The sequence below is a fragment of the Solwaraspora sp. WMMA2059 genome (assembly GCF_027497315.1).
Taxonomy (GTDB): domain Bacteria; phylum Actinomycetota; class Actinomycetes; order Mycobacteriales; family Micromonosporaceae; genus Micromonospora_E.
Genome location: NZ_CP114908.1, coordinates 3,778,354 through 3,805,348 on the forward strand (window position 1 = coordinate 3,778,354; position 26,995 = coordinate 3,805,348).

22 protein-coding genes are annotated in these 26,995 nt (G+C 72.4%); 12 read left to right on the top strand and 10 right to left on the bottom strand.

The window, feature by feature from the left end:
- Positions 1-143: 143 nt before the first annotated feature.
- The 3 genes from O7553_RS17205 to O7553_RS17215 form a co-directional block, all read right to left on the bottom strand.
- Complete coding sequence (locus tag O7553_RS17205) at positions 144-1,121, bottom strand: carbohydrate kinase family protein (protein WP_281550758.1); 978 nt, start codon at positions 1,119-1,121, stop codon at positions 144-146.
- A 185-nt stretch (positions 1,122-1,306) separates the two neighbouring features.
- On the bottom strand, positions 1,307-1,675 hold the full coding sequence (erpA, locus tag O7553_RS17210; protein ID WP_278170370.1) for an iron-sulfur cluster insertion protein ErpA: 369 nt from the start codon (positions 1,673-1,675) through the stop codon (positions 1,307-1,309).
- Between the two features lie 181 nt (positions 1,676-1,856).
- The gene (locus tag O7553_RS17215) at positions 1,857-3,023 is read right to left on the bottom strand and encodes a glycerate kinase (RefSeq protein WP_281550759.1); all 1,167 of its coding nucleotides are present in this window, start codon (positions 3,021-3,023) and stop codon (positions 1,857-1,859) included.
- A 69-nt stretch (positions 3,024-3,092) separates the two neighbouring features.
- On the opposite strand from O7553_RS17215, the gene nadA reads away from it, so the two are divergent.
- The 5 genes from nadA to O7553_RS17240 all read left to right on the top strand — a co-directional run bounded on the left by nadA (position 3,093) and on the right by O7553_RS17240 (position 11,478).
- Positions 3,093-4,262, top strand: a complete 1,170-nt coding sequence (gene nadA / locus O7553_RS17220) for a quinolinate synthase NadA (RefSeq protein WP_281550760.1) — start codon at positions 3,093-3,095, stop codon at positions 4,260-4,262.
- A gap of 350 nt (positions 4,263-4,612) precedes the next feature.
- Complete coding sequence (murA, locus tag O7553_RS17225; RefSeq protein ID WP_348650145.1) at positions 4,613-5,968, top strand: UDP-N-acetylglucosamine 1-carboxyvinyltransferase; 1,356 nt, start codon at positions 4,613-4,615, stop codon at positions 5,966-5,968.
- A gap of 177 nt (positions 5,969-6,145) precedes the next feature.
- Positions 6,146-6,763 (top strand): DUF3043 domain-containing protein, encoded by a 618-nt coding sequence (locus tag O7553_RS17230; RefSeq protein ID WP_281550762.1) that lies wholly within the window; start codon positions 6,146-6,148, stop codon positions 6,761-6,763.
- A gap of 300 nt (positions 6,764-7,063) precedes the next feature.
- Positions 7,064-10,354 carry a WG repeat-containing protein gene (locus tag O7553_RS17235; RefSeq protein WP_281550763.1) on the top strand — a complete coding sequence of 1,097 codons (3,291 nt, stop codon included), beginning with the start codon at positions 7,064-7,066 and terminating at the stop codon, positions 10,352-10,354.
- Between the two features lie 125 nt (positions 10,355-10,479).
- On the top strand, positions 10,480-11,478 hold the full coding sequence (locus O7553_RS17240; protein WP_278170376.1) for an aldo/keto reductase family protein: 999 nt from the start codon (positions 10,480-10,482) through the stop codon (positions 11,476-11,478).
- A gap of 111 nt (positions 11,479-11,589) precedes the next feature.
- Here O7553_RS17240 and O7553_RS17245 read toward each other — a convergent pair whose 3' ends face one another.
- Together O7553_RS17245 and O7553_RS17250 are read right to left on the bottom strand one after the other, a co-directional pair.
- Complete coding sequence (locus O7553_RS17245) at positions 11,590-12,381, bottom strand: site-2 protease family protein (protein ID WP_281550764.1); 792 nt, start codon at positions 12,379-12,381, stop codon at positions 11,590-11,592.
- Between the two features lie 10 nt (positions 12,382-12,391).
- The gene (locus tag O7553_RS17250) at positions 12,392-12,592 is read right to left on the bottom strand and encodes a hypothetical protein (RefSeq protein ID WP_281550765.1); all 201 of its coding nucleotides are present in this window, start codon (positions 12,590-12,592) and stop codon (positions 12,392-12,394) included.
- Between the two features lie 126 nt (positions 12,593-12,718).
- Between O7553_RS17250 and O7553_RS17255 the strand changes: the two genes are divergently transcribed.
- The 3 genes from O7553_RS17255 to O7553_RS17265 all read left to right on the top strand — a co-directional run bounded on the left by O7553_RS17255 (position 12,719) and on the right by O7553_RS17265 (position 16,653).
- A complete protein-coding gene (locus O7553_RS17255) occupies positions 12,719-14,404 on the top strand; it encodes a bifunctional adenosylcobinamide kinase/adenosylcobinamide-phosphate guanylyltransferase (RefSeq protein ID WP_281550766.1) in 1,686 nt (561 codons plus the stop codon).
- A gap of 32 nt (positions 14,405-14,436) precedes the next feature.
- The gene (locus tag O7553_RS17260; RefSeq protein WP_281550767.1) at positions 14,437-15,198 is read left to right on the top strand and encodes an adenosylcobinamide-GDP ribazoletransferase; all 762 of its coding nucleotides are present in this window, start codon (positions 14,437-14,439) and stop codon (positions 15,196-15,198) included.
- Positions 15,199-15,348: 150 nt separating this feature from the next.
- Positions 15,349-16,653: a DUF2314 domain-containing protein gene (locus O7553_RS17265; protein WP_281550768.1), complete on the top strand. Its 1,305-nt coding sequence runs from the start codon at positions 15,349-15,351 to the stop codon at positions 16,651-16,653.
- 48 nt (positions 16,654-16,701) lie between these two features.
- Here the strand turns inward: O7553_RS17265 and gcvT are convergent, their stop codons facing one another.
- Positions 16,702-17,829: a glycine cleavage system aminomethyltransferase GcvT gene (gcvT, locus tag O7553_RS17270; RefSeq protein WP_281550769.1), complete on the bottom strand. Its 1,128-nt coding sequence runs from the start codon at positions 17,827-17,829 to the stop codon at positions 16,702-16,704.
- A gap of 134 nt (positions 17,830-17,963) precedes the next feature.
- Here gcvT and O7553_RS17275 point away from each other — a divergent pair, with 134 nt between their 5' ends.
- Positions 17,964-19,556 (top strand): leucyl aminopeptidase, encoded by a 1,593-nt coding sequence (locus O7553_RS17275; RefSeq protein WP_281550770.1) that lies wholly within the window; start codon positions 17,964-17,966, stop codon positions 19,554-19,556.
- 56 nt (positions 19,557-19,612) lie between these two features.
- Here the strand turns inward: O7553_RS17275 and O7553_RS17280 are convergent, their stop codons facing one another.
- A complete protein-coding gene (locus O7553_RS17280; RefSeq protein WP_281550771.1) occupies positions 19,613-19,948 on the bottom strand; it encodes a hypothetical protein in 336 nt (111 codons plus the stop codon).
- Positions 19,949-20,207: 259 nt separating this feature from the next.
- Here O7553_RS17280 and lpdA point away from each other — a divergent pair, with 259 nt between their 5' ends.
- From lpdA to O7553_RS17295, 3 genes are all read left to right on the top strand, one after another.
- Positions 20,208-21,596, top strand: coding sequence for a dihydrolipoyl dehydrogenase (gene lpdA / locus O7553_RS17285; RefSeq protein WP_281550772.1), 1,389 nt, complete (start codon positions 20,208-20,210; stop codon positions 21,594-21,596).
- 19 nt (positions 21,597-21,615) lie between these two features.
- The gene (gene sucB, locus O7553_RS17290) at positions 21,616-23,433 is read left to right on the top strand and encodes a 2-oxoglutarate dehydrogenase, E2 component, dihydrolipoamide succinyltransferase (RefSeq protein WP_281550773.1); all 1,818 of its coding nucleotides are present in this window, start codon (positions 21,616-21,618) and stop codon (positions 23,431-23,433) included.
- A 136-nt stretch (positions 23,434-23,569) separates the two neighbouring features.
- Positions 23,570-24,472 (top strand): TIGR01777 family oxidoreductase, encoded by a 903-nt coding sequence (locus O7553_RS17295; RefSeq protein WP_281550774.1) that lies wholly within the window; start codon positions 23,570-23,572, stop codon positions 24,470-24,472.
- Positions 24,473-24,499: 27 nt separating this feature from the next.
- On the opposite strand, the gene O7553_RS17300 is transcribed toward O7553_RS17295, so the two are convergent.
- Genes O7553_RS17300 through O7553_RS17310 form a run of 3 tightly spaced genes read right to left on the bottom strand, consistent with a single transcriptional unit; the run spans position 24,500 to position 26,905 of the window.
- The gene (locus O7553_RS17300; protein WP_281550775.1) at positions 24,500-25,522 is read right to left on the bottom strand and encodes an LLM class flavin-dependent oxidoreductase; all 1,023 of its coding nucleotides are present in this window, start codon (positions 25,520-25,522) and stop codon (positions 24,500-24,502) included.
- The gene (locus O7553_RS17305) at positions 25,512-25,904 is read right to left on the bottom strand and encodes an SCO5389 family protein (protein WP_281550776.1); all 393 of its coding nucleotides are present in this window, start codon (positions 25,902-25,904) and stop codon (positions 25,512-25,514) included. The genes O7553_RS17300 and O7553_RS17305 overlap by 11 nt, the downstream gene beginning before the upstream one ends.
- Before the next feature lie 20 nt (positions 25,905-25,924).
- The gene (locus O7553_RS17310) at positions 25,925-26,905 is read right to left on the bottom strand and encodes an ATP-binding protein (protein WP_281550777.1); all 981 of its coding nucleotides are present in this window, start codon (positions 26,903-26,905) and stop codon (positions 25,925-25,927) included.
- Positions 26,906-26,995: the final 90 nt, after the last annotated feature.

Below are 26,995 nucleotides of genomic sequence, written 5' to 3' on the forward strand. Positions count from 1 at the left end.
TGCGGACGTCTCAACCGCGAGGTGAGGTCCATGGCGCTCACCTGATCTTGGCCACCGACGCTGTCGTGGGTGCGCAGGCCGACGCTGTTGCGGGGCGAGCGGGTGAGCGGGTAGGCGGCGTGGCCGGCGGTGCAAGCAGTTGGTCAGGCCGGCAGGTAGGGGCGGACGTCGTCGGCGGCGGCGTCGCCGTACGAGTCGGCGAGCCGCTTGAGGAAGATGTCCGGCTTGACGGCGTACTCCTGCGGCCCGGTGGTCTCCAGCACCAGCGCGGCGAGCAGGCAGCCGACCTGCGCGGCGCGATCCAGACCGAGGCCCCAGCCGAGGGCGGCGAAGAAGCCGGCGCGGAAGCCGTCACCGACACCGGTCGGGTCGTCGGCGACCACGTCGCGGGCCACCGGTACGTGGATCCGCTCGATGCCCCGGCCGGTGATCTCCACCCCGTCGGCACCGAGCGTGGTGACCCGTACCGTCACCAGGTCGAGCACCTGGTCGCCGGTGAGGCCGACCTTGCTCTCCAGCAGCGACCGCTCGTACTCGTTGGTCAGCAGATACTCCGCACCGTCGATGAGCTGGCGGACGTCCTCGCCACTCATCCGGGCCAACTGCTGGGACGGGTCGGCGGCGAACCGGTAGCCCCGGTCGCGGCACTCGGCCGAGTGGCGGAGCATCGCCTCGGGGTCGTTGGCGCTGACCAGCACCAGTTCGAGGCCGCCCACCCGGGCGGCGGCCGGTGCCAACTCGATGTTGCGGGCCTCGCTCATCGCACCGGCGTAGAACGACGCGATCTGGCACAGGTCGTCGTCGGTGGTGCAGACGAAGCGGGCCGTGTGCGCCAACTCGCTGACATGCACCGAGTCACAGTCGACGCCGTGGCGTTCCAGCCAGGAACGGTAGTCGGCGAAGTCGGCGCCGACCGCGCCGAGCAGCACCGGACGCAGACCGAGCTGGGCCATCCCGAAGGCGATGTTCGCCGCCACCCCGCCCCGGCGGACGACCAGGTCGTCGACGAGGAACGACAGGGACACCTTGTCCAGCTGGTCCGCGATGAGCTGACCCGCGAACCGGCCGGGGAAGTGCATCAGATGGTCGGTGGCGATCGAGCCGGTGACGGCGATCTTCATGTCGGCCCTCGGGTGTCGGGGTGGGGAAATCGTGCGCGGGCCAGCTTACCGGTACGGGGACCGTCAGAACCCCTACCGCTCTCGAATCGGCACGATCACCGCGCCGTCAACCCTCGCCGTCAGCCGACGTCCGAGTAGGGTCTCCCGGCCCCGGACGCGGCTGCGGACACGTACCCCCTGGCGGCTCAGTGGAAGGAGTCGCCGCAGGCGCAGGAGTTCTGCGCGTTCGGGTTGTCGATGGTGAAACCCTGAGCGTCGATCCGGTCCGCGAAGTCGATCTTCGCGCCGGTCAGGTACGGGGCGCTCATCCGGTCCACCACGACCTCGACGCCGCCGAAGTCGTCGACGATGTCCCCGTCGAGCGACCGCTCGTCGAAGAACAGCTGGTACCGCAGGCCGGAGCAGCCGCCGGGCTGGACGGCGACCCGCAGCCGCAGGTCATCGCGGCCTTCCTGGTCGAGCAGTGCCTTGACCTTCTCGGCCGCCACGTCGGTGAGGACGACGGTGGTCGAGGCGGCGGTCTCGGCCGTTTCGGACTGCGCTGATGTGCTCACGTGAAGGTCTCCCCTGCGACGGTGCGAATTCGTCCGTATCAGGTAACGCTAACCGGCCGGGCGACGATTCCCAATCCGGGTGGCCACAATCCGTACGTGATCCGCCGCGCATCCCATCATCCGGAAGATCACCAGCGCAAGATCACCGGGAACTCACCGTTCCCCGGCCGCCGGCACGCCGTCAGCGGCTCCATTGGCCGGCCAGCCGGGCGGCGATCCCACGCAGCCCGTCCGCCGGCTGGGCCAGCGCCTGCGCCAGCCCACCGCCGGTCTCCCCGCCGAAGTGGTCGACCAGGGCGTACGCCTCAGTGACGCCGGCCGCGGCCGACTCCCGCCGACCGGTGGACACCTGGCCGGCGACCACCACGCAGGGCAGTCCCCGGTCCCGGGCCGCGCCGGCCACCCCGGCGACCACCTTGCCGCGCAGCGACTGGTGGTCGAACGACCCTTCGCCGGTGATCACCAGGTCGGCGGCGTCCAACGCGGCGGACAGCCCGATCAACGCGGTGACAAGGTCGATGCCCGACTCGCACCGCCCGCCGAGGGCGAGCAGCGCGGCGCCGATGCCTCCGGCGGCGCCGGCCCCGGGCAGCGCGGCCAGCTCGGGCGGGCAGCCGGGCAGGTCCGCGACCAGGATGCCGGCGAACCGCTGCAGCGCGGCGTCGAGCAGCAGTACGTCGGCCCGGTCGGCGCCCTTCTGCGGCCCGTACACGTTGCTGGCCCCGTGCAGCCCGGTCAGCGGGTTGTCGACGTCGGTCGCGGCGACCAGCTCGACCCCGCGCAGCCGGGGTGCGCCGTCGAGGCGGTCGACCCCGGCGAGGGCCGCGCCGCCGTACGGCAGGGCGTAGCCGGCGGCGTCGAGGGGGGTGACCCCCAGCGCGGTGAGCATGCCGGCCCCGGCGTCGTTGGTGGCCGACCCGCCGAGCCCGACGACCACTCGACGGGCACCGTGTTCGACCGCCGCGACCAGCAGCAACCCCAGGCCGTACGAGGTGGTGTGTTTCGGGTCACGTTCGGCCTCGGTGAGCAGGTGCAGGCCGCACGCCTGGGCGCTCTCCACGTACGCGGTCGGTCCGGCGGTCACGGTCGCCCCGGCCCCCGGGCCGTCGACCAGCAGGATCTCCCCGGGTACCGGTCGGCCGAGTGGGTCGACCGTCGGTACCGGGACCCGCCGGCCGGCGGTCGACTCGGCCAGCACCTCGACGAATCCCGGACCGCCGTCGGACAACGGGCGCAGCACCAGCTCGTCGGTGGGCGCCCGGTCCCGCCACCCGGTGGCGACGGCGGCGGCCACCTCGGCGGCGGGCAGGGTGCCGGCGAACTTGTCCGGACAGATCAGGACCCGCATGGTCTGGCAGTGTGGCAGGCCACACTTGGGCTGGTCGCAGGCGGGCGGACCTGTGCGAGCATGGATCTCGTGACTTCGACGTGGGTTGAGCCTTCCAGCACCGCGACCGCCCTGTTGCTGCTCGGCCGGGGCAGCGACCCGGCCAGCGAGCGCGGCGTCGACTGCCCGGGCGAGCTCCCGGCACCCAGCGATCCGGATCTGGTCGCCCGGGCCACCGCCGCCAAGGCGGCGCTCGGCGACCGGGTCTTCGTGCTCGGTCACCACTACCAGCGCGACGAGGTCATCCAGTTCGCCGATGTCACCGGCGACTCGTTCAAGCTGGCCCGGGAGGCCGCCGCACGGCCGTCGGCCGAGTTCATCGTCTTCTGCGGTGTGCACTTCATGGCGGAGAGCGCCGACATCCTGACCGGCGACGCGCAGCGGGTGGTGCTGCCGGATCTGGCCGCCGGCTGTTCGATGGCGGACATGGCCGCCCTCGGCCAGGTGGAGACCGCCTGGGAGGCGCTGGCCGACGCGGGCGCGGCCGACTCGACTGTGCCGGTGACGTACATGAACTCGTCGGCGGACATCAAGGGCTTCGTCGGCCGCAACGGCGGGGTGGTCTGCACCTCGTCGAACGCCAAGCGCGCGTTGACCTGGGCGTTCGAGCGCGGTCAGCGGGTGCTGTTCCTGCCGGACCAGCATCTGGGCCGCAACACGGCGGTGCTGGAGATGGGGCTGGACGCCGACGACTGTGTGCTCTACGACCCGCACAAGCCCGGTGGTGGGCTGACCGCGCAGCAGTTGCGCGAGGCGAAGATGGTGCTCTGGCGGGGGCACTGTTCGGTGCACGGCCGGTTCACCCGCAGCAGCGTCGACGAGGTACGGATGCGGGTGCCCGGGGTCAACGTGCTGGTCCACCCGGAGTGCCGCTACGAGGTGGTCACCGCCGCCGACCAGATCGGCTCGACGGAGTACATCATCCGGACCATCGAGGCCGCCCCGGCCGGATCGGCGTGGGCCGTGGGCACGGAGCTGAATCTGGTCCGCCGGTTGGCGCTGGCCCACCCGGACAAGCAGGTCATGTTCCTGGACCGGACGGTCTGCTACTGCTCGACGATGAACCGGATCGACCTGCCGCACCTGGTGTGGGCGTTGGAAGAGCTGGTCGCCGGCCGGGTGCCGAACCAGATCACGGTCGAGCCGCGTACGGCGCACTTCGCGCGGGTCGCGTTGGACCAGATGCTGGCACTGCCCTGATCGGACAGGCTCCCTGATCGGATAGCGGACACCGCATCACCAGATCACCCAACGTAATCTAGCTCCTACGTATACGTGCCATCGTTCCCGAATTCGTGCCAATCGCAGCCGCTGCGGGATCCCACTTCCATCACGGAGCGCTATGCTGCCTCAGGCGACGAACGGGCAGCGCGGATCTTCGATGCTCCCCGGTGACAGCCGGTAACCGGATGTCACCCGAGGTCCACCGACCGCCGGCTCCGTACGCGGGTCGTCCGGTTTCACTCACCGCCGGTCGGGACATGTTGATCCCATCTCGCCGGGCCAGCTCCACCCCACAAGACGGCAGCATCGACGCGCTGGAGGTTTCCTTGACCGACGACGTCCTGATCGTGCACGGCGGCACTCCCCTGCACGGGCAGATCCGGGTTCGAGGCGCCAAGAATCTCGTCTCCAAGGCGATGGTGGCCGCCCTGCTCGGCGACGAGCCGAGCAGGTTGTACGACGTACCGCGGATCCGCGACGTCGAGATCGTCCGGGGCCTGCTCGAACTGCACGGGGTCAAGGTCAGCGACGGCGTTGAGGACGGCGAGCTGGTGCTCGATCCGGCCAATGTGGAAAGCGCCTCGTTCGACCAGATCAACGTGCACGCGGGGTCCAGCCGGATTCCGATCCTGTTCTGCGGCCCGCTGCTGCACCGGCTCGGCCACGCGTTCATCCCGGACCTCGGCGGTTGCCACATCGGTCCGCGGCCGATCGACTTCCATATGCAGGCGCTGCGCGAGTTCGGCGCGGTCGTCGAAAAGACCCCGCAAGGGCTGCACCTGACCGCGCCCAACGGTCTGCACGGCACCAAGTTCGAGCTGCCGTACCCGAGCGTCGGCGCCACCGAGCAGGTGCTGCTGACCGCCGTACTCGCCGACGGGGTGACCGAGCTGCGCAACGCCGCGGTCGAGCCGGAGATCGTCGACCTGATCTGCGTCATGCAGAAGATGGGCGCGATCATCAAGGTGCACACCGACCGGGTGATCGAGATCCACGGCGTTCCCCGGCTCGGCGGCTACTCGCACCGGCCGATCCCGGACCGGATCGAGGCAGCCAGCTGGGCGGCGGCGGCGCTGGCCACCGGCGGCGACGTCAACGTGCTCGGCGCGCAGCAGGCCGACATGATGACCTTCCTGAACGTGTTCCGGTCGGTCGGCGGCGCGTACCAGGTCACCGACGCCCGCCCACCGCGCGTCGGCAGCGCCGGCCAGGAGGGCGGCATCCGGTTCTGGCACCCGGGTAACGAACTGCGCGCGGTGGCCCTGGAGACCGACGTGCACCCGGGCTTCATGACCGACTGGCAGCAGCCGTTGGTCGTCGCGTTGACCCAGGCCCGTGGGCTGTCGATCGTCCACGAGACGGTGTACGAGCAGCGGCTGGGCTACACCGAGGCGCTCAACACGATGGGCGCGACGATCCAGGTCTACCGGGAGTGCCTGGGCGGTACGCCGTGCCGGTTCGGCCGGCGCAACTTCAAGCACTCGGCGGTGATCGCCGGGCCCAGCAAGCTGCACGCCGCCGACCTGGTCATCCCGGACCTGCGGGCCGGGTTCAGCCACCTGATCGCGGCGCTCGCCGCCGAGGGCACTTCCCGGGTGTACGGCGTCGACCTGATCAACCGCGGCTACGAGGACTTCGAGGCCAAGCTGGCCGACCTCGGCGCCCACGTGGAACGCCCCTGATCCGAACGCGTCCAGTCGCCGACCCGACGCGTCCTCGCCCGGGTCTGACGTACCCGTGCCCGGTTCGTGCCGTTGTGGCCCGGACCGGGCACGGTCGCGGGGCCTTCACCCACCGGTCGGCGCACGACGACCGGGTGCGAGGTGCGGGTGACGCACCTGGTTGGCTACCCTTCACGCGTGCCGTCGCTGTTTCGCCGCAAGTCCGCCGATGTCGTGGAGGCCGACCTGCCGGAGGACGATGTTCCCCCGTCGCAGGACGAGGCCGGGTCCGCCCGTGCCCGCAGCCACACGCCGAGCAAGAAGGAACTCGGCGTGGTCACCCCGAAGCGGCCGGGTGCCGGCCGCCGACCGGCGGGCAGCACCAAGCCGCTGACCAAGCAGGAGGCCCGCGAGCAGCGGCGGGCCAGGCGGGCGGCGATCTCGGAGGAGTTCCGCCGCGAGGGCGGGCCCCGCGACCGGGCCCCGGAGCGGGGGCTCGCCCGCGACGTGGTGGATTCCCGGCGTACGGTCGGCACCTGGTTCTTCGGCGGGGCGTTGCTCGTGTTGATCGGGTCCGGGCCGACGATGCCACCGGTGGTGCAGTTGGCGTCGAATCTGCTCTGGGTGACGCTGGCGGTGCTGGTGGTCCTCGACTCGGTGTTGATCTCCCGCCGGATTCGTAAACTGGTCCGGGAGCGGTTCCCCAAGTCGGACCAGCGGATGGGCGGCCTGTACTTCTACGCCATCATGCGCGCGATGACGTTCCGCCGGATGCGCACCCCGATCCCCCGGGTGGAGCTCGGCGACAAGATCTGACCGGCCCGGCGGGCGCTGGACGGGCTACGGCACCCGAGCAGCCGGAGCGCCTCGGCGAGGGCGGAAAAGACACTGTTTCGATTCAGTACGGGCGGTTCGGTGGCGTCGACCGAGCCCGCGCGGCTACCCTCCATCCGCAACCACGCCGCCACTGGGCCGGGGGGACCCGATCGGGTTGCCACGGTCGCTCAGCGAGTATTCGACGAGGTGACACGCCGTGAGCGAGCCACACGGACCGCTGACACGGTTCTCGCCTGCCCGGCGGGCCGCCCGTAACGACACCCGCGGCGAGGTGCCGGCGTGACCGAGGGGTACTTCGACCGTCGTTGGCAATCTTGGCAGTGGGAAGACGACGGCGCACCGGACCGTTCGGCCGACGGACATCGTGACGTCAGCTGGGACGACGACGACCGGTGGGAAGCGATGCGCCGGGCGCGGGATCACCGGCCGCAGGAACCGGGCTGGGTCACCGATCCGACCAGCGAATGGGTGCCGCTGCCGGGTCAGCGCTACCCCGGCGACAACGGCGCGGGTCGGTCGGTCCGACGGGAGCCGACCAGCCGCGGTGTCAGCCGTGGGCGAGCCAACGTCTACCAGTCCGGTTCCGGATCCGGGCGGGCACCTGTCGGCGACCGGACAGACCAGCCCCCGGCCCGCAGGCCGCAGTTTGACGCCGACCGGGCCCGGCGGGACGGTCACCGCGAGGCGCCACGCCCGAACGGACCTGGGCCGGAAGCCGCCGGAGCCGCTGGCTGGTTCGCCGAGGGCGGCCAGCAGCAGCCGTCCCACACCGACGGGACCGGCCGTCGGCAGCATCCCGACGACGTGTTCCACCAACGCCGCCGGCATCCGGACGCTGTCTTCCATGAGCGCCCGCACCCACCGGAGCGACGCCGTGGTGGTCCACCCGCCGAGCGGGAGCGGCCCCAATGGCAACCGGCTGAGCCGTTCGACCGGGACCGGCCGCAGCCTCGTGACCAACGGCCGCCGGTGCGGCCGGACGGCCCGGTGTCCCGGTGGGACCAGCACCACCGGGCAGGCCCACCGGACGGCCCTCGCCGGGACGGACAGCAGCCCTCGGACGCCGACCCGCGCCGCACCCCGCAGCGGTGGCATGCGCCACCACCGACGGCACCCGCACCACCGACGGCACCCGCACCACCGACGGCACCGCCGACACCGGCACCGGATCGCCCGGCGGCCGCCCGCCAACACGCCCGGCAGCCGGGGCCGGACGAGGTGTACCGGGTCAAGCCCGCCGCCCAGGCGCCTCCGCCGACGCCCACTCCGACGCTGGCACCCACGTCTCCGGCGGCACGGCCCCGGCCAGCCGCTCCGGTCGCCCCGGAGCGTCCGACAGCGTCCCCGGAGGGTCAGGTCTCCGGCGCGGTCCCGCCACCGCCGGGTCGGATGCCCACGGCAGGGGCGGTCACCGACGGCCGGATCCACCGACCGGTTCCGGGTCAGACCGGCGAACAACTGCCGATTCCGGTCTCCGCCCCGGCCGGGCCGCCCCCGGAGTTCCGGGTGCAGACGCCGACCGGCGAGCACCCGCAGATCCGGCCGGTCCCCCGAGGGGAGGATGCCGCCACACCGGAGTACGTGGTGCGCGCCAAGGCCGAGCCGCGGCACGCCCCGCCGCCGTACATCGTGCGCCCGCAGCCAGACCAGCCAGCACCGCCGCGACCGGCGCAAGCCTCCCCGACGGTGCCCATGGCTGCTCCGCCGACGCCGGTCTTCCCCACCGCCGCACCGTCCGGTCGGGTTCCGTCCGACGCCTCGGTCCCAGTCCCGGCGGAGGCCCCAGCCGAGGTCCCGGCGGAGGCCCCACTCCAGTCGGACCTTTCGGTGTCACCGGCCGCCGCGCTGGTACGGCCGGACGCAGCGCCCGCTGCGGAAACCTCCACCACTGCGGACAGCGACGGTGGACCGGCTCCGCTGCCCGACCAGCTCAATAGCGGCCCGGCCGACACCGACCCAGCCGGTACCGACCCGGTCGACACCGACCCGGTCGACACCGACCCGGTCGACACCGACCCTGCTGCCGGACCAACCGACGATCCGACCGGTACCGCCCCGGACGACAACGATGGCGGCTCCGGCCCTACCGGGCCGCCGGCCAGTCCGGACACCGTCCTACCGGTCACCGGGACCGCCGCCGGTTCGGCAACGGCGCTCGGCGCACCCACTATGCTGGCCCCGCTCGTACAGCCGGACCAGCCGGCCGACGAACCCGACCCGGCACCGGATCCCGAGACCGCACCGGACGAGACCGAGCCCCAGCTCAGCGACCCCGAACAGATGCTGTCGTCGTACCACTGGCGTTTCCACCACGAGACGCTGCGTGAGCTGGTGGACAATCCCGACGAGTTCCGGGCCATCCGGGACCGGCTCACCGAGAAGATCGAACCGGCGACCGACAACGCCACCCGGGCCCGGCTGTTGAGCCTGCGGGCGGTCGTCTCCCGGATCCTCGGCGACCTCGGCAAGGCACTGGCCGACGCCAAACTGGCGCTGGCGCACGCCGAGGCGACCGGGGAGCTACGCCGGGTCGCGATCGCCCAGGCACGGCTGGCGCACGTGCTGCAGTGGCGGGGTGACTTCGCCGAGGCGGACCGGTTGTTCGAGGAGGCCAACTCGGCCGAGCTACCCGACCGGCTCCGGGCCACGATGCACGAACATGCCGGCCGGTCCTGCTACGACCAGGGCCGCTACATGGAGGCGTGCAACCACTTTGAACGTGCGCTGGAGCTGCGCAAGGTCGAGGATCCGGACCTGATCGCGCGTACCGAACTCGCGCTGGACGCGGTGTTCGCCAAGGTCGCCGAGAACGGTTGGGGGCCGTACCCCCGGGACCGGGAGGAGATCCTGCGGCTGCACCGTCCGCCGCGACCGACCTTCAACGACCGGGCCCAGCAATGGGGGTACGCGGGGGTCGACGGCGAGCTGGTGATCGCTCCCGGCTACGCCGACGTCCAGCCGTTCCACGAGGGGGTGGCCTGGGTCCGCCGGCCGGAGGCCAAGTGGTGGGAGCTGATCGACGAGTCGGGGACGACGGTGATCGCGCCAACCGCCGGCTACATCGGGGTCGGCTCGTTCTCCGACGGACTCGCCTGGGTCACCGCCGACGGCACCGGCAGCTGGATCGCCATCGACCGGAACAACACCGTGGTGATCGGGACCGGCTTCGAGGACGTACGCCCGTTCCGGCGCGGCGTCGCGGTGGTCCGGCGCGGGGGCTGGGGCGCGGTCGACAAGACCGGCCGGATGCTGCTCCCGCCCCGGTTCGGCGGCTTCCCGACCGCACTCACCGACGGCCGCTACATCGACGGCTTCACCGACGAGGGTTTGGCGATCATCGACTCGGGTGGGCGCAAGGGCGTGGTCGACCGGTCCGGACGCATGGTCGTACCACCGGTGCATCCGGCGATGGCGATCCATCCGGTGGCGTTCCTGGTCGCGGCCCCCAACGGACACTGGGGGGCGTTGGACCGGCGCGGGGAACCGCTGATCGACCCGGTGCTGCCCAGCCGCGCGGACGTGATGGACGAGATCGACCGGCTGCTGGCCGACACCAAACCGCTGCTGTGACGCGGCGGTACGCGGCGCCCGTACCGGACAACCGGTCCGTCGGCACCATCGCGAGATCGATTTACCGCTGTACGTAAGCTCATGCCGACCCCCCCGGCGGGCCGACCGACGACTAGGGTTGGGGCATGGAATTCCGACACCTAGGCCGCTCCGGCATGCTCGTCAGCGAGATCTCCTACGGAAACTGGATCACCCACGGATCGCAGGTGGAGGAAGAGGCAGCCAACGCCTGCGTGCGCGCCGCGCTGGACGTCGGCATCACTACCTTCGACACCGCCGACACGTACGCCGGCACCCGGGCCGAGGAGGTGCTCGGCCGAGCGCTGCGTGGCGAACGCCGGGAAGGGCTGGAGATCCTGACCAAGGTCTTCTGGCCGACCGGCGAGGGGCGCAACGACCGGGGACTGTCCCGCAAGCACATCATGGAGTCGATCAACGGCTCGCTGCGCCGGCTGCAGACCGACTACGTCGACCTTTACCAGGCGCACCGGTTCGACTACGCCACGCCGTTGGAGGAGACGATGGAGGCCTTCGCCGACATCGTGCATTCCGGCAAGGCCCACTACATCGGGGTCTCGGAGTGGAACGCCTCGCAGATCCGTCAGGGTCACGCGCTGGCCCGTGAGCTGAAGATCCCACTGGTGTCCAACCAGCCGCAGTACTCGATGCTGTGGCGGGTCATCGAGGCTGAGGTGATCCCGGCCAGCGAGGAACTCGGCGTCGGGCAGATCGTCTTCTCGCCACTGGGTCAGGGTGTGCTCACCGGCAAGTACCAGCCTGGTCAGCCACCGCCGGCCGGCTCCCGGGCCACCGACCAGTCCGGGGGCGCAACGTTCATCGCCCGGTTCATGACCGACCAGACGCTGAGCACCGTGGCGCAGCTCAAGCCACTGGCCGAGCAGGCCGGCCTGTCGATGGCCCAGCTGGCCCTCGCCTGGGTGCTGCAGAACCCCAACGTGTCGTCGGCCATCATTGGTGCCACCCGGCCCGAGCAGGTGCGGGACAACGTCAAGGCCAGCGGGGTCCAACTGGACGGTGGCCTGATGAAGGCCATCGACGAGATCCTGGAGCCGATCGTCGAGCGGGACCCGGGCAGGACCGTCAGCCCGGCCAGTCGGCCGTAGCCGGCCCCGTGCGAGGTCATGCCGCTGCGGGCGGAGCCGCAGCGGCATGACGCGTCGTAGGTGCACGCACCCGGCCCGGCGCTAATGGACCGCCGCCACGCCGGGCAGCCGTCAGGACCAGAAACGGATCAGCGCCAACCCGTAGCCGTAGAGCGGCGCGGGCAGCCCGAACATGTCGCCCAACCAGAACACGGCCCGGAAGAACGCGCCGCCGATCTGGTCGTCCCACAGCAACGCGAACAGGCCGATGAAGCCGAACGGCGCGAGCACCTGGTAACCGCGCTGCCAGGCCGGTGGCAGCCACGGTTGGACCATGTTGCCGCCGTCCAGTCCGGGGACCGGCAGCAGGTTGAGCACACTGGCGGTCAACTGCAGGAAGCCCAGCAGGGCGATCCCCGCCCAGAACTCCTGGCGGGTGCCCGGATTCACACCGGCGAGGAACGGCACCGCGAGCACCACCGCGAGAGACACGTTGACCGCCGGGCCGGCGAGGCTCACCAGGGTGTGCCGGACGCGGCCCGCGATCCGGTGCCGGTCCACCCAGACCGCGCCGCCGGGCAGGCCGATCCCGCCGAGCAGGACCACCAGCACCGGCAACGCGACGGACAGCAGCGGATGGGTGTACCGGAACGGGTTGAGCGTCAGATAGCCGCGGCGCGCCACGCTGCGGTCACCGAACCGGTAGGCAACCAGCGCGTGCGCGTACTCGTGCAGGCAGAGCGAGACCAACCAGCCGCTGACCACCAGCACGAAGACGGCCACCCGGGCGTACCGCTCACCCGACCAGGCGAGTGCGCCACTGCCGGCCACCAGTGCGACCAGGACGAGGAAGACCGGACTGGGCCGCCAGCTCGTCGTCGGCCGACCGGCCCGCAGGCCACCCGACGGTCCGTCGGACGGCACCGGCCGCATCTCACTTGCCTGCCGGCAGCAGACTCATCCGGTACTCGGTGCGGTCGTCCTCCAACAGCTCGACCGAGGCGACGCCTGCCGCGGCCAACTCCCGCCAGGCCTGGCCGATCCAGGACTCGGCGTCGGCCTGGGTGCCGAACGTCTCGGCCGGCCCCTGCGTGGGCTGACCTTCCGCGTCCACGTACCGCCAACTCCATGGCATGTGCTGCTCCCCTCGGCGATGGACGCCGCAAGCCTAGCCGCGGCCGGTGACATCCCACCTCACCGGAGCACGGCCGGCACCGCCCCGGCAGGTCACGGCCGGCCGCGCCCGCCGTAAGGTACTGGCATGTCCGTTGGCGGGTGGCAGTCCATTCTTGTACTCGGTGGAATCCGGTCCGGCAAGTCCGACTTCGCCGAGTCCCTGATCACCGGTGATCCGATGGTGCGTTACGTGGCGACGGGTGCGGCCGATCCGTCCGACGCCGAGTGGCTCGCCCGGATCGGGGCGCACCGGGCCCGCCGGCCGGCCGACTGGCACACCGACGAGGCCACCGGGGATCCGGGCCGGCTGATCGAGGCGATCTCGTCGGCCCGCGCGGATGAGACGCTGCTCGTCGACGACCTGGGCGGTTGGGTCGCCGCGCTGCTCGATCCGACCCGGCAACCAGCCGACGACCGGGCCACCATCGCTGAGCTCTGTGCTGCGGTGCGGTCCTGCCCGGCCCGGTTGGTGCTGGTCAGCCCGGAGGTAGGGCTGGCGTTGGTGCCGTCCACACCGGTCGGGCGGGCGTTCGCGGACGCGCTCGGCTCAACCAACCAACTGCTGGCCGAGGTGTCCGACGCGGTAGTGCTGGTCGTGGCCGGACAACCGGTGCAGCTCAAGTCGACCGGTCCGGCCGCGACCGCCACGGTGACCAGCCCGGAGCCGCAGTCGCAAGCCGGGCCGGAGCCGGCCGCGACCAATGGGTCCGGCGCGGCGGCACAGATCGCCCCCGGGATGACCCTGCCGATGCCGGCGGAGAAGACCCGGACCGCCGGCATCGCCCGGCTGGGCCAGCTGGACCTGCCCGGAGCCGGGTTCGGTGCGCTCGAGAACGTCATCGGCTTCGCCGCCGGTACGCAGGACGCGACCAGCCCGCAACCGTGGGACCAGGTCCAGGTGGTGCTGGTCCACGGCGACCACGAAGGTGGAGTCGCCGCCGGCGACAGCCCGCAGGACTCGGCGCGCCGGGCCGACCAGGCCCGCGCCGGCCACGGGGCGCTGGCGCGGCTGGCCGCCACCGCCGGTGCGGTCGTCGACGTCGTTGCCGCCCCCGTCGCCGCCCCGATCGAACATCAGCCGGCGCTCACCCCCGACGAGGTGAACAGCGCCTTGGCAACCGGGTGGGAGGTGGCGCAGCGGGCCGGCCGGGCCGGCGTGGCGGCGATCGTCATCGCCGCCTGCGGCGCGGGCGGTGCCGCCGCAGCGGCCGCCGTCGTCGCGGCGACCACCGGGGCGGAACCGGCGGCGCTGCTCGGCCGGGTGTCCGCAGCGGGCGGAAAGGTCGACGACGCCGCGTGGATGTCGCGGTGCGCCGCCGTACGCGACGCGCTGCACCGCACCCGGCGCGGCACCCGTGGTGCCCGGGAGGTGCTGGCGGAGTACGCCGGCGGGGACGTCGCGGTGGCCACCGGGGTGCTGCTCGGCGCGACCGCCAACCGGATCCCGGTGCTGCTGGACGGCCCGGTCGGGGTGGCCGCCGCGCTGGTCAGCCGGGATCTCGCCGGCCAGACCCGGCACTGGTGCCTGCTGCCCGACCACGGCCGGCAGCCGACCGTTCGGCACGCGGCGGACGTACTCGGCCTGACCCCGCTTCTGGATCTGCGGCTCGACCTGGGTGAGGGCGCCACCGCGCTGGCCGCGTTGCCGCTGCTGCGTTCGACGCTCGCCCTGGCCGACACGCTCGGCGAACACCCGACGTTCGCCGAACCGGAGCCGGCCGGTCCCGGTCCGGCGGCCGCCGGACCGGCCGCCGCCGACCCGGTGCGGTGACCGCCGGACCGCCCACCGGTCCGGGACATGCGGTGTCCGCCGGCGTCCGGCTCGCCGTCACCACCTTCACCGTGTTTCCGCTGCGGCCCGGTCCGGTGCACCGACCGGCGGCGGCCGCGGCGATGGCGGTCGCCCCGGTGGTCGGCCTCGGTCTCGGCGTACTTCTGGCAACGACCCTGCTCGCGCTCTCGGCCGCCGGAACCCCGGCGCTGGTCGCCGCTGCGGTGGTGACGGGCCTGGCTGCGGCGTCGACCCGAGGGCTGCACCTGGACGGACTGGCCGACACCGTCGACGCGCTCGGCTCGCACCGGCCCGCCGACGGCGCGCTGGCGGTGATGCGCCGGCCGGACATCGGCCCGTTCGGCGTGGTGGCCCTGGTCGTCGTGCTGCTGGCGCAGACGGCGTCGCTCGGTTCGCTACCGGCCGGACGGTCGTGGCCGGCGGTGCTGGCGGCGGTCGCCACCGCGGTCGCGGCAGGCCGCCTCGCGGTCACCTGGGCCTGCCGCCAGGCCGTGCCGGCCGCCCGACCGGACGGGCTCGGCGCGCTGGTGGCCGGCACCCAGCGGTGGCCGCTGCTGGCGGCCGGCACGGTCCTGGTCGCCGCCGTGGCGGTCGCCGCCGTACCCGGCCGACCCTGGCAGGGGCCGCTGGTGGTGCTGGGCGCCGTGCTGCTGTGGCAGACCTGGCTGCGCCATCTGGTACGCCGGTTCGGCGGGATCACCGGCGATGTGCTGGGTGCCGGGGTCGAATTCACCACCACCGCCGTCTACCTGGGCCTGGTAACCGTGCGGTGACCCGGTGTCAGGTGACCGGCGGTGCCGGCCGCACCCCGACCGGCCGTCGGCAACGGGCCACGGCGATCGGCAACCTCGGCCGCCACGGGTCCGGTGCCGGGTAGCGTTCACCTCGCCAGCGACGCACGACCCGGGGAGCAGGGAGCACCTATGGCCGCCAGTTCGGACGACCTGCTGCTGCCAGTGCCGGTCCCGGAGTCGCTGGCCGCCACGTACCTGGTCCCGGTGGTACCGCCGGACGCGGCTGTACCGGAGGCGCTGGACGCGGTGGACTGGCTCGGTGACCGGCTGCCCCGACCGGTGCGCGACCTGACCCGACAGATGCTCGGCAGTCCGCTGATGACCGTGCAGACCCGCCCGGTCGACCGGCTGCCGGAGCTGCCGCCGGATCTGCTGGCCGCGTTCGGGGCAACCGGCGGTCAGCTGGCCCGACTCCGCACCGCACAGCGTTGTGTCGTGGTCCAGGCCAACTACCGGCCGGGTTGGCCGCCGGCGCATGAGTGGGCCGCGCGGGCGGTCGGCGCGGCGCTGGCCGACGCCCTCGACGTCGACCTGATCGACCTGTTCGGGCTGCAGTTCCTCGACCCGGCGGGTGCGTTGCGGTCGCTGCCCGACGCCGACGGCCGGATCCGCCTGGTCGACTGGATCCTGGTGCCCTACTCCCCCGACGACGACGGGCTCTGGTTCACCACGAAAGGGCTGCGTCGGTTCGGGCTGCTGGAGCTGCAGGCGCAGCAGGTGCCGCCGAGGTTCGTCCGGGCCTGGGGGGCGATCATGACCGGGACCGCCCGCCGGCTGCTGCGGATCTGGACCGAGGCCCTGGCTGAACCGGAGCCGCCGGCCTTCGTCCAGTTGCCGGTGAATTTGCCGGTGTCCGGCCACGACATCGCCGTCGCGTACGGCAACCAGGACCGGCACGATTCGGCGGGTTCGGCGCTGCTGCGGATCGTGCTGGACCCGTCGACCGATCCGGAGGCCGACTCCTTCCTCACCCTCCGCCCGCCGCCGCAGGTCGCCGACAGCGACGCCGGGGACTATTTCACCCAGGTCTGCGGCGAGCTCTTCGGCGCCGGGCAGCCGGAGATCCACTACGCCCGGCGCAGCGACGCGATGGCACAGGCGATCACCACCGCCCGCCGGTCGCTGGGCGAGGTCCGGGCCCGGTACCTCGCCCGCGCGCTCGGCGGTCAACTGCTGGTCAAGTACGGTCTCACCGCGCCGGACGGCCACGAGTACGTATGGGCCAACGTCACCGGCTGGCCGCATCCCGGCCGGATCCACGCGGCCAGCACGGTCGACGCGGTCTGCGACCCGACCGTACGGGTCGGCAGCCCGGTCGAGGTGGACGCCGCGGACGTGGTCGACTGGGCGCTGATCAGCGGCGACCGAATGGTGGAGGGTGGTTGGACCGAGTCGGTACTCGATCAGGGCGACCGGGGCCCGACCGGGCGGTGAGCGGTCCGGTCGGGCGCTGAGCCGGGACGCCGTCAGCGCAGCGGGCAGTCAACGCACCGACGACGGTACGAACGGCGGGGTCACCACCCGCATCGGCGCGTGTCGGCCGCGCACGTCAACCTGCACCTCGACACCGTCGGTCGGCACCGCAGCGGTGTCCAGCAGAGCCAGGCCGACACCTGCCCTGCGGGTCGGCGAGAAGGTACCGCTGGTCACCGCACCGACCTGCGCTCCGTCGAGCAGCACGGCCATGCCGGGTCGCGGGATGGCCCGCTGCACGGCCTGCAGACCGCGCAGCAGCCGGGCCGGCCCGGCTGCTTTTTCCGCCAGCAGTGTGGTCCGACCCCAGAAGTCCGGTTTGCGCCAGCCGACCGCCCAGCCGAGCCGGGCCTGCACCGGGGTGACCGCCACCGTCAGGTCCTGGCCGTGCAGCGCGTACCCCATCTCGGTGCGCAGCGTGTCCCGAGCGCCCAGCCCACAGGCCCGCGCGGCGATCGGTGTCTCGGCGGCCAGCAGCAGGTCCCACACCCGGCCCGCCGCCTCGGCCGGCACCACCAGTTCGTAGCCGTGCTCGCCGGTGTACCCGGTGCGGCAGACGACCAGTTCGGTGCCGGCCAGCCGACCGGCGACGAAGCTCATGTACGGATGCCCGGTGGGCAGCCCCAGATCGGCGAGGAGTCCGGCCGAGGCCGGTCCCTGCACCGCCAGTACGGCGTACCCGGTGTGCTCGTCGGTAACCGTGACCCCGCCGGGCGCCGCCGCCCGCAGCCGGCCGACCACCTCGCCGGTGTTCGCCGCGTTGGGTACCAGGAACACGTGGTCGTCGGCGTACCGGTAGGCGATGATGTCGTCGACGACGCCGCCGGTGGCGTCGTCACAGCAGAGCGTGTACTGGGCCGAACCGGCGGCGATCCGGTCCAGGTCGTTGCTGAGGCAGGTGTTGACGAACGCCGCCGCGCCGGGTCCGGTGACCCGGGCCTTGCCGAGGTGCGACACGTCGAACACGCCGACGGCGTCACGCACCGCCTCGTGCTCGCGCAGCACGCCGCCGCCGGCGTACTCCAGCGGCATCTGCCAGCCGCCGAAGGCCGCGAACTTCGCGCCGAGCGCGACGTGCCGGTCGTGCAGCGGGGATCTGCGCGGCGCGCCGTCCCCGGTCATGGTCACCTCGGTCATGGGAGGCAACTTACCGGCGGACCCGCAGGTGGCTAGCATCGGCGGGGCACCACCCCGTCCGGCGGAGCAAGTTGCGCCGGAGACCAACCCGCCGGTCGCCACAAGCCGACCGGCCCAGCTGCCGGAGACGCCGAGTGACATCAACCACCACAACCCTGGACCTGGTCGACACCGACCCCGCTGAGCTGGCCGTCGACGCGCTGGTGATCGGCGTACACAGTCAGGACCAGCCGGACGCAGACCAGGCGGCGGCGGACGGCACGCCGGGCACGACGCCCGCCCTGTTGCTGGCGACCGGGGCGGAGAGCATCGCGGTCGCGTTCGAGGGTCGACTGACCGAGGCCCTCAGTCTGCTCGGCGCCACCGGCGCCGCCGGCGAAGTGATCAAGCTGGCCACGCTCGGTACGGTCGGGCCGCCGCTGCTGGTCGCGGTCGGGCTGGGTCCGGAGCCGACCGGCGCGGCGCCCGCCCCGGAGACGCTGCGCCGAGCGACCGGCGCGGCGGTACGGGCACTCGCCGGCACCTCGCGGGTCGCCGTGGCGTTGCCGGTCCCGGATGACGCGGACGGGCCGGCGGCACTGCGCGCGGTCGCCGAGGGCGCGCTGCTCGGTAGCTACCGGTTCGCCGGTTACAAGACCCGGCCGCAGCCGGGCCGACGAGCACCGGTCGCCTCGATCGCCCTGCACGTCACCGACGCCGCCGACCCCGCGGTGCAGGCCGAGGTGGCCCGGGCGGAGGCGGTCGCCGCGGCGGTGATCGCCTGCCGAGACTGGGTGAACACCCCGCCGAACGAGCTGCGGCCACCGGCGTTCGCCGATTCGGTACGGGACACGGCGGTCGCTGCCGGGCTGACCGTGCAGGTGCTGGACGAGCAGGCGCTGATCGACGGGGGCTACGGCGGGATCCTCGCCGTGGGCGGCGGCTCGGCCGCACCGCCCCGGCTGGTGATCGTCTCCTATACCCCGCCGGAGGCGGCCCCGGACGCCCCACGGGTCGCGCTGGTCGGCAAGGGCATCACCTTCGACACCGGCGGCGTGTCGATCAAGCCGGCGCAGGGCATGTGGGAGATGAAGTCGGACATGGCCGGTGCGGCCGCCGTCGGGGCGGCGATGCTGGCGATCGCCGCGCTACGGCCGTCGGTGCCGGTCACCGCGTACCTGCCGATGGCGGAGAACATGCCGTCGGGTACCGCGTACCGGCCCGGCGATGTGGTGACCATGTTCGACGGCAAGCGGGTGGAGGTGCTCAACACCGACGCCGAGGGCCGGATGGTGCTCGCCGACGCGATGGCCCGGGCCTGCGCGGACGGCTGCGACTACCTGCTGGAGACCTCGACGCTGACCGGCGGGCAGGTGGTCGCGCTGGGCAAGCGGATGGCCGGGGTGATGGGCAGCGACGAGCTGTGTGCCCGGGTACGGGCCGGCGGGGACGCGGTGGGTGAGCCGGCCTGGCCGATGCCGCTGCCCGACGACGTCCGCAAGGGCATGGAGTCGGAGGTGGCGGACATCTGCCAGGTGAACTCGGCGATGGACCGGGCCGGCCACATGCTGCAGGGCGGGGTGTTCCTCCGCGAGTTCGTCAGCGAGGGGGTCGCCTGGGCGCACCTCGACGTCGCCGGCCCGGCCTACCACGCCGGCGAGCCGTTCGGCTACTGGAGCAAGGGTGGCACCGGCGTACCGGTGCGCACGCTGGTGCACCTGGTGCAGGACATCGCGGCCAACGGCTGACCCGTAACGTCCCCGCGTGGGTCGGTGCCGGCCGGCACCCGACCCACGCGGGGACGTCAGCCCCGGTCGGCCCGGTCGGCCCGCTTGCGCCGTTCGTTGAAGTCCCGCATCCGCTGCGGGTAGCCGACCAGCGCCACGTCGTAGATCGGGATGGCCATCTTGTGCGCGAAGCGACGGGCGGTTTCCGGACCGTCGACCCGCCGACGGGTCCACTCACCGTCGTACGCGATGAGCATCACCGTCGTCTCGGTAACCGTGGTCCGAGGCTCGATGAACGCCTCGACCCCGCGGCGGCTGCGGACGAACTCCTCGAGATGGTCGAGATCAGCCCGGTTCGCCGGCCGTCCTCCCGGTGCCCCGCTCGACTGCTTGCGCCGACGAAACCACGCCACCGGCGTTCCCCTCCCCCAGCTGACAAAGACCGCGCGGGTGCCGGCCGGGCGGCCTGGTGCGGTCGGGCCGGGCCCGGCTGTCCGACGCCCGCGCGCATAGACGGACAGGGCAAGCCTACGTTGCGACCACGTGTCCTTGGGCACCTCGTTGAGCGTTCAGACACTACAAGTGACAAGATGACCGGGGAAAGTCTGCCCGTTCCATGGGACGACGCAGGGGACGGCCCTCCTGTGCAGCGACGTGACCTGGGAGTGAACTGTGAGTGAGCCGAACGGCGGGACCTTCGACCTGGTCATCCTCGGCGGCGGTAGTGGAGGCTACGCGGCTGCCCTGCGCGCCGTACAACTCGATCTGTCGGTAGCCCTGATCGAGAAGGACAAGGTCGGTGGCACCTGCCTGCACCGTGGCTGCATCCCCACCAAGGCGCTGCTGCACGCCGCCGAAGTGGCCGACAACGCACGCGAGTCCGAGCAGTTCGGTGTCAAGGCGGACCTGGTCGGCATCGACATGGCCGGGGTGAACAGTTACAAGGACGGCGTGGTCGGCCGGCTGTACAAGGGCCTGCAGGGCATGATCAAGTCTTCGAAGATCACCTACGTGGCGGGCACCGGCCGGCTGGTCGGCCCGGACACCGTCGAGGTCGACGGAGCCCGGTACACCGGCCGCAACGTGATCCTGGCCACCGGGTCCTACTCGCGGAGCCTGCCCGGCATCGAGGTCGACGGCGAGCGGATTCTGACCAGCGAGCACGCGCTGGAGCTGGACCGGGTGCCGTCGTCGGCGATCGTGCTCGGCGGCGGGGTGATCGGTGTCGAGTTCGCCAGCGTCTGGCGCTCCTTCGGCGTCGACGTGACCATCGTCGAGGCGCTGCCCCGGCTGGTCGCCGCCGAGGACGAGGAGTCGTCCAAGGCACTGGAGCGGGCATTCCGCAAGCGCGGCATCGGGTTCAAGACCGGCAAGCCGTTCGAGAAGGTCGAACGCACCGAGTCCGGCGTCCGGATGACGATCGCCGGCGGTGAGACCCTGGAGGCCGAGCTGCTGCTGGTCGCCGTCGGGCGTGGGCCGGTCACCGCCGACCTCGGATACGAGGAGCAGGGTCTGAAGATGGACCGTGGCTTCGTGCTGACCGACGAGCGGCTGCGGACCAATCTGCCGAACGTCTACGCCGTGGGCGACATCGTACCCGGCCTGCAGCTGGCCCACCGCGGTTTCCAGCAGGGCATCTTCGTCGCCGAGGAGATCGCCGGCCGCAGCCCGGCGGTGGTCGACGAGAGCGGTATCCCCCGGGTCACCTACTCGGACCCGGAGCTCGCCTCGGTCGGGCTGACCGAGGCGAAGGCCAAGGAGCAGTACGGGGCCGACAAGGTCAAGACCTACAACTACAACCTCGGCGGCAACGGCAAGAGCCAGATCCTCAAGACCACCGGCTTCGTCAAGCTCGTCCGGGTCGTCGACGGCCCGGTCGTGGGACTGCACCTGGTCGGTGCCCGGGTCGGCGAGCTGATCGGCGAGGCACAGTTGATCTACAACTGGGAGGCCGACCCGGCCGACGTCGCACCACTCGTACACGCCCACCCGACCCAGGGCGAGGCGCTGGGCGAGGCCCACCTGGCCCTGGCCGGCAAGCCGCTGCACGCACACGCCTGACTAGAGGAGTCTTGTAGATATGCCGGTATCGGTCACCATGCCCCGGCTCGGCGAGAGCGTCACCGAGGGCACCGTCACCCGCTGGTTGAAGCAGGAAGGCGACCGGGTCGAGGTCGACGAACCGCTGCTGGAGGTCTCCACCGACAAGGTCGACACCGAGATCCCGTCGCCTGCGGCCGGGGTGCTCACCCGGATCGTGGTGAGCGAGGACGAGACCGCCGAGGTGGGCAGCGAACTCGCGGTCATCTCCGGTGGTCAGGAGGACGACGGGCAGCAGGACGACGGTGGGCGGACCGCCCCCGCTGCGAGCGCGCCGCAGGAACAGCCTGCGGAGCCGGAGCCGGCCGCAGCGCCGGAGCCGGCCCAGCCGGCGGACGGCCCGCCGCCGACGTCTGGTGGCGACGCCACTGCGGTCCGGATGCCGGCTCTCGGCGAAAGCGTCACCGAGGGCACCGTAACCCGCTGGCTCAAGCAGGTCGGTGACGCCGTGGAGGTCGACGAACCGCTGCTGGAGGTCTCCACCGACAAGGTCGACACTGAGATCCCGTCGCCGGTCGCGGGGACGCTGCTGGAGATCAAGGTGCCGGAGGACGACACCGCCGACGTCGGTGCCGAACTGGCACTGGTCGGCAGCCCCGGCGGGGCCTCGGCTCCGGCGGCACCGGAGCCGGCCGCCGCACCGGAGCCGGCCACCGCGCCGCAGGCCGACCCCGCCCAGCCGCAGCCGGCGGCACAATCGGAGCCGGCCGCTCCCGCGCCGGCCCAGCCGGGTGCCTCGTACGCCAGCCCGGCCCCGGCCACCGAGTCCGCCTCGCCAGCGCAGGCCGCACCGCCGGCACCGCCGGCACAGCAGACCGCTCCAGCGGCCCCACCGGCCAGCGCCAACGGTGCCGGCGGTTACGTCACCCCGCTGGTCCGCAAGCTCGCCGCCGAGCAGGGGGTCGACCTGGCCTCGGTGCGCGGCACCGGGGTCGGCGGGCGGATCCGCAAACAGGACGTGCTGACCGCGGCCGAACAGGCGCGGGCCGCAGCCGAGCGGGCCAAGGCCGAACAGGCCAAGCCGGCGGCACCGGCTACGGCACCGACGGCGGCCAAGGCGCAACCCAGCCCGCTGCGGGGCCGGACCGAGAAGATGAGCCGGACCCGGACGGTCATCGCCAAGCGGATGCACGAGTCCCTGCAGAGCTCGGCCCAACTGACCACGGTCGTCGAGGTCGACGTGACCAAGATCGCCCGGTTGCGGGCCCGGGTCAAGGGCGACTTCCAGGCCAAGCACGGCGTCAAACTGTCGTTCCTGCCGTTCTTCGCGCTGGCGGCGGTGGAGGCACTGCGCACCTACCCGGTGGTCAACGCCTCCATCGACATGCAGGCCGGCACGATCACCTACCCCGACGGGGAGCACCTCGGCGTAGCGGTGGACACCGAGCGGGGTCTGCTGGTGCCGGTGATCCGCGACGCTGGCGATCTCAACCTCGGTGGGCTGGCGCGGCGGATCGCCGACGTGGCGGAGCGGACCCGGACCAACAAGATCGGGCCCGACGAGTTGTCCGGTGCCACCTTCACGCTGACCAACACCGGCAGCCGTGGGGCGCTGTTCGACACCCCGATCGTGCCGTTGCCGCAGGCCGCCATCCTCGGCACCGGAGCGGTGGTGAAACGCGCCGCGGTGGTCGACGACCCGGAGCTCGGCGAGATCATCGCACCCCGGTCGATGGTCTTCCTGGCGCTGTCCTACGACCACCGGCTGGTCGACGGCGCGGACGCCGCCCGGTTCCTCAGCGCGGTCAAGGAGCGGCTGGAGGCCGGCGCGTTCGAAGGCGAGCTCGGCCTGTCCTGACGGCGTTCCACGACAGAGCGACCCCGGTTGCCGTAGCGGTGGGTGCCGGCCGATCCCGGCCGGCACCCACCCGCCGTTTTGCACCCAATGGCGGTGGTCCGCAGCCGGCACCACCGCGATCAGCGAAGATGTCCGCATGCGCATCCTGTTGGCCGGCGCGTCCGGCTTCCTCGGCACCAGACTGACCGACCACCTGCACAGCTGCGGACACGAGACCGTACAACTGGTCCGCCGGCCGGCGCGCGGGCCGGCGGAGTTCAGCTGGTCGCCGTCGGCCGGGCAGCTCGACCCGGCGGTGTTCACCGGCATCGACGCGGTGATCAACCTGGCCGGTGCCGGGGTCGGCGACAAACGCTGGACCGACGGCTACAAGGCGTTGATCCGGTCCAGCCGGGTGGACAGCACCACCACGCTGGCCACCGCGATGTCCGGTCTCGCGGCAGCGGACCGGCCGGCGGTGCTGCTGAACTCGTCAGCGGTCGGCTGGTACGGCGACACCGGCGACCAGCCGGTCGAGGAGAACGCCCCGGCCGGTGAGGGTTTCCTGGCCGACGTGGCGCGGGTCTGGGAGGCGTCCACCGGGCCGGCCGAGAACGCCGGCGTACGGGTGGTCCGGCTACGCACCGGTCTGCCGTTGCACCGTGACGGCGGCCTGCTCAAGCCGCAGCTGCTGCCGTTCCGGCTCGGGCTGGGCGGCAAGCTCGGCAGTGGGCGGCAGTGGGTGCCGTGGATCGCCATGCAGGACTGGCTGCGGGCGGTGACCTTCCTGCTCGATCACGATGACATCTCCGGCCCGGTCAACGTGGTCGGGCCGGCGCCGGTGACCAACGCGGCGTTCGGCAAGGCGCTCGGGTCGGCGGTGCACCGACCGGCGGTGCTGCCGGTCCCCGCGTTCGCGTTGCACGTGGCGCTGGGCGAGTTCGCCACCGAGGCGCTGCGCTCCTCCCGGGTGTTGCCCGGGGCGCTGACCGAGGCCGGGTTCACCTACCGGTACCCGGACCTGCCGGACGCGCTGCACGCCGCCCTGACGCAGGGGTGACCCCGCGCCGGGTGGCGTCCAGACCGGTCAGGGCAGCGCCGGGAGCAGGTCGGTGCCGATGGCCGTGATCAGGTCGCCGGTGGCAGCCGGACCGGCGCCCTCGACCATCAGCACCAGCCGGTGGGCGCCGATGGTCGCCGCGCTGGCGGCAAGCCGCGCGGCGCACTCGGCCGCGCTGCCCAGTGGGTGGATTCGCAGCAGGTGCTCGGCGTAGGCGTCGAGGTCCCGGTGGGCCGGCGCCGAGCCGTCGATCCGGACGTACTCGCGGGTGGTGGCCAGCCACGGTGGCAGGGTCCGGCGGAGCACCCGCTCGGCGGCGGCCCGGGAGTCGGCGAGCCCGATCAGATGCACCGAGGCGTGCGGCACGATGGCCGGGTCGTGCCCGTTGGCGGCGGCGACGTCCGCGTACCGGGCCAGCGTGGCGGCCTTCGCCGCGTCGTCGTCGTGCACCCCGAGCAGCAGGGCAAGTCCGCGGCTGGCGGCGAGGTCGACCGTCGCCGGCGAGGTCGCCGCAATCCAGATCGGCATCGGGCGGGCCGGTCGCGGCACCACCGGCACATCGCGGAACGTGAAGAACTGACCGTCGGCGCCGACCGTCGCCGCGCCGGAGAGCCAGCGGCTCAGCAGATCCAGCGATTCGGCGAAGCCGTCCCGGTACCGGTCCAGGCCGGTGCCGTAGACCTCCAGGTCCACCCAGGGGCCGCCACGGGCGACCCCGAGCCGGAACCGGCCGGCGGAGACCGTGTCAAGCAGGACTGCTTCCTCGGCGAGCGCGACCGGATGCCGGTTGGACAGCACGGCCGCCGCGGTGCCGACGGCGATCCGACGGGTGGCGCCGAGCAGGTAGCCGGCCAGGGTGGTGGCGGACGGGCACTGCCCGTACGAGACGAAGTGGTGTTCGGCAAGCCACACGCCGCCGAGGCCGGCTGCCTCGGCGGCGCGCGCGTAGCCGACGGTGGCCGGCAGACCATGTGCCGCCAGCAGGAACAGGTCCACCGCTGGCTGGTTCAGGTCGCCGGCCGCCGTCGAGATGGTCGGCTCAGCAGTCACGCAGCTCGGGTGACTGGTTGCGCAGCTGGGCCACCGGGGAGATGAACTCCTGATAGGTCTCGCCGCCGACGGCGGACAGTTTGAAGGCGGCCACCCGGTGGCAGTTCTGGAAGGCGAACTTGACGCCGAAGTGCCGCTCCAGGCCGCCCCGGATCGCGTCGCTGGCCAGCGCCCGCAGCAGTTGGCCACGCTCGGCCTCGCTGGGTGGCGGCACCGCGTGGTCGGCGAACTCGGCCGTGCCACCCTGGGCCTCGGTGGCCACCTGGGACACCACCGACCAGGCGTACGGCAGGGACTGGCGTACGCAGTCGACGAATTCGGCGTCGTCGACCCGGCCGGATTCGGCCCGCTCCAGCAGGGCGGCAGGTACGTCGAGGGACATGCTTTCTCCTCACGCTACGGTCAGCGGACCAGCAGGTCTGGTCCGAGTACGAACTCCGGGTCGACCTGGTCGGCGAGGTTCTCGCCGACCCGGTCGTTGGCCCAGGCGGCGGCGTTGCGTAGGTGGAACTCCACCGCCTGCCGGGTGTAGTTGGCCCAGTCCTTGCCACAAGCATCGACGGTTGTGCGCATCATGTCCAGAGCGTCACGGTTCGCCGGCTCCATCGCGGTGATCGGCTGGTGCCGGCCCCGCTCGGCCGCCTTGACGAAGGCCGACCGCCCGATCCAGGTCAGCAGATCCGCGCCGACGTGCTCGCGCAGGAAGTCCACGTCCGACTCGTCGTCGATCTTGTTGCCGACGACGTGCACCCGGACGCCGTAGTCGCGGGCGTAGCCGACGTACTGCCGGTAGACCCCGACGCTGCGCACCGTGGGCTCGCAGACCAGGAAGGTGGCGTCGAACCGGGTGAACAGCCCGGAGGCGAACGAGTCGGCCCCGGCGGTCATGTCGACGACCACGTACTCACCGGCACCGTCGACCAGGTGGTTGAGCAGCAGTTCCACCGCGCCGACCTTGGAGTGGTAGCAGGCGACGCCGAGATCGTCGGTGGCGAACGGCCCGGTGACGGCGAGCCGGATACCAGCCACCTCGCGGACCAGCGCGTCGTAGATCGGGTTGGCCCCGGCGACGGTGAGCAGCCGCGAGCCTCGCCCGGGCGGGGTGGTCTTGACCATCGCTGCGGCCGAGCCGATCCGGGGATTGTCGCCGCGCAGATACTCCTTGATGTCGGCCAGGTGGTCGCCCAACGCCGGTAGCAGCACCGCCTCGTCGTCGCTGGCGCCGAGGGCCGCGGCGAGATGCTGGTTGATGTCGGCGTCGACCGCGAGCAGCGGCGGCGGGCCGTCGTCGGGGCCGACCGGGGTGGCTGCGAGGTGGCGGGCGAACAGGGCCGCCAGGGTGGTCTTGCCACTGCCACCCTTACCGACAAAACAGATCTTCACCGTGGATCTCTCCCAAACAACTCAACAGGTACGCGTACATTGGAAGTCATTTCCAATAACTTCGTCAAGCCTAGGTACGGCACGGGCGTG

Coding starts and splice junctions, on each gene's coding strand:
- O7553_RS17205 (WP_281550758.1), bottom strand. CDS start 1,121: ATGAAGATCGCCGTCACCGGCTCGATCGCCACCGACCATCTGATGCAC.
- O7553_RS17215 (WP_281550759.1), bottom strand. CDS start 3,023: ATGCGGGTCCTGATCTGTCCGGACAAGTTCGCCGGCACCCTGCCCGCC.
- O7553_RS17240 (WP_278170376.1), top strand. CDS start 10,480: ATGGAATTCCGACACCTAGGCCGCTCCGGCATGCTCGTCAGCGAGATC.
- O7553_RS17250 (WP_281550765.1), bottom strand. CDS start 12,592: ATGCCATGGAGTTGGCGGTACGTGGACGCGGAAGGTCAGCCCACGCAG.
- O7553_RS17255 (WP_281550766.1), top strand. CDS start 12,719: ATGTCCGTTGGCGGGTGGCAGTCCATTCTTGTACTCGGTGGAATCCGG.
- O7553_RS17265 (WP_281550768.1), top strand. CDS start 15,349: ATGGCCGCCAGTTCGGACGACCTGCTGCTGCCAGTGCCGGTCCCGGAG.
- gcvT (WP_281550769.1), bottom strand. CDS start 17,829: ATGACCGAGGTGACCATGACCGGGGACGGCGCGCCGCGCAGATCCCCG.
- sucB (WP_281550773.1), top strand. CDS start 21,616: ATGCCGGTATCGGTCACCATGCCCCGGCTCGGCGAGAGCGTCACCGAG.
- O7553_RS17295 (WP_281550774.1), top strand. CDS start 23,570: ATGCGCATCCTGTTGGCCGGCGCGTCCGGCTTCCTCGGCACCAGACTG.
- O7553_RS17305 (WP_281550776.1), bottom strand. CDS start 25,904: ATGTCCCTCGACGTACCTGCCGCCCTGCTGGAGCGGGCCGAATCCGGC.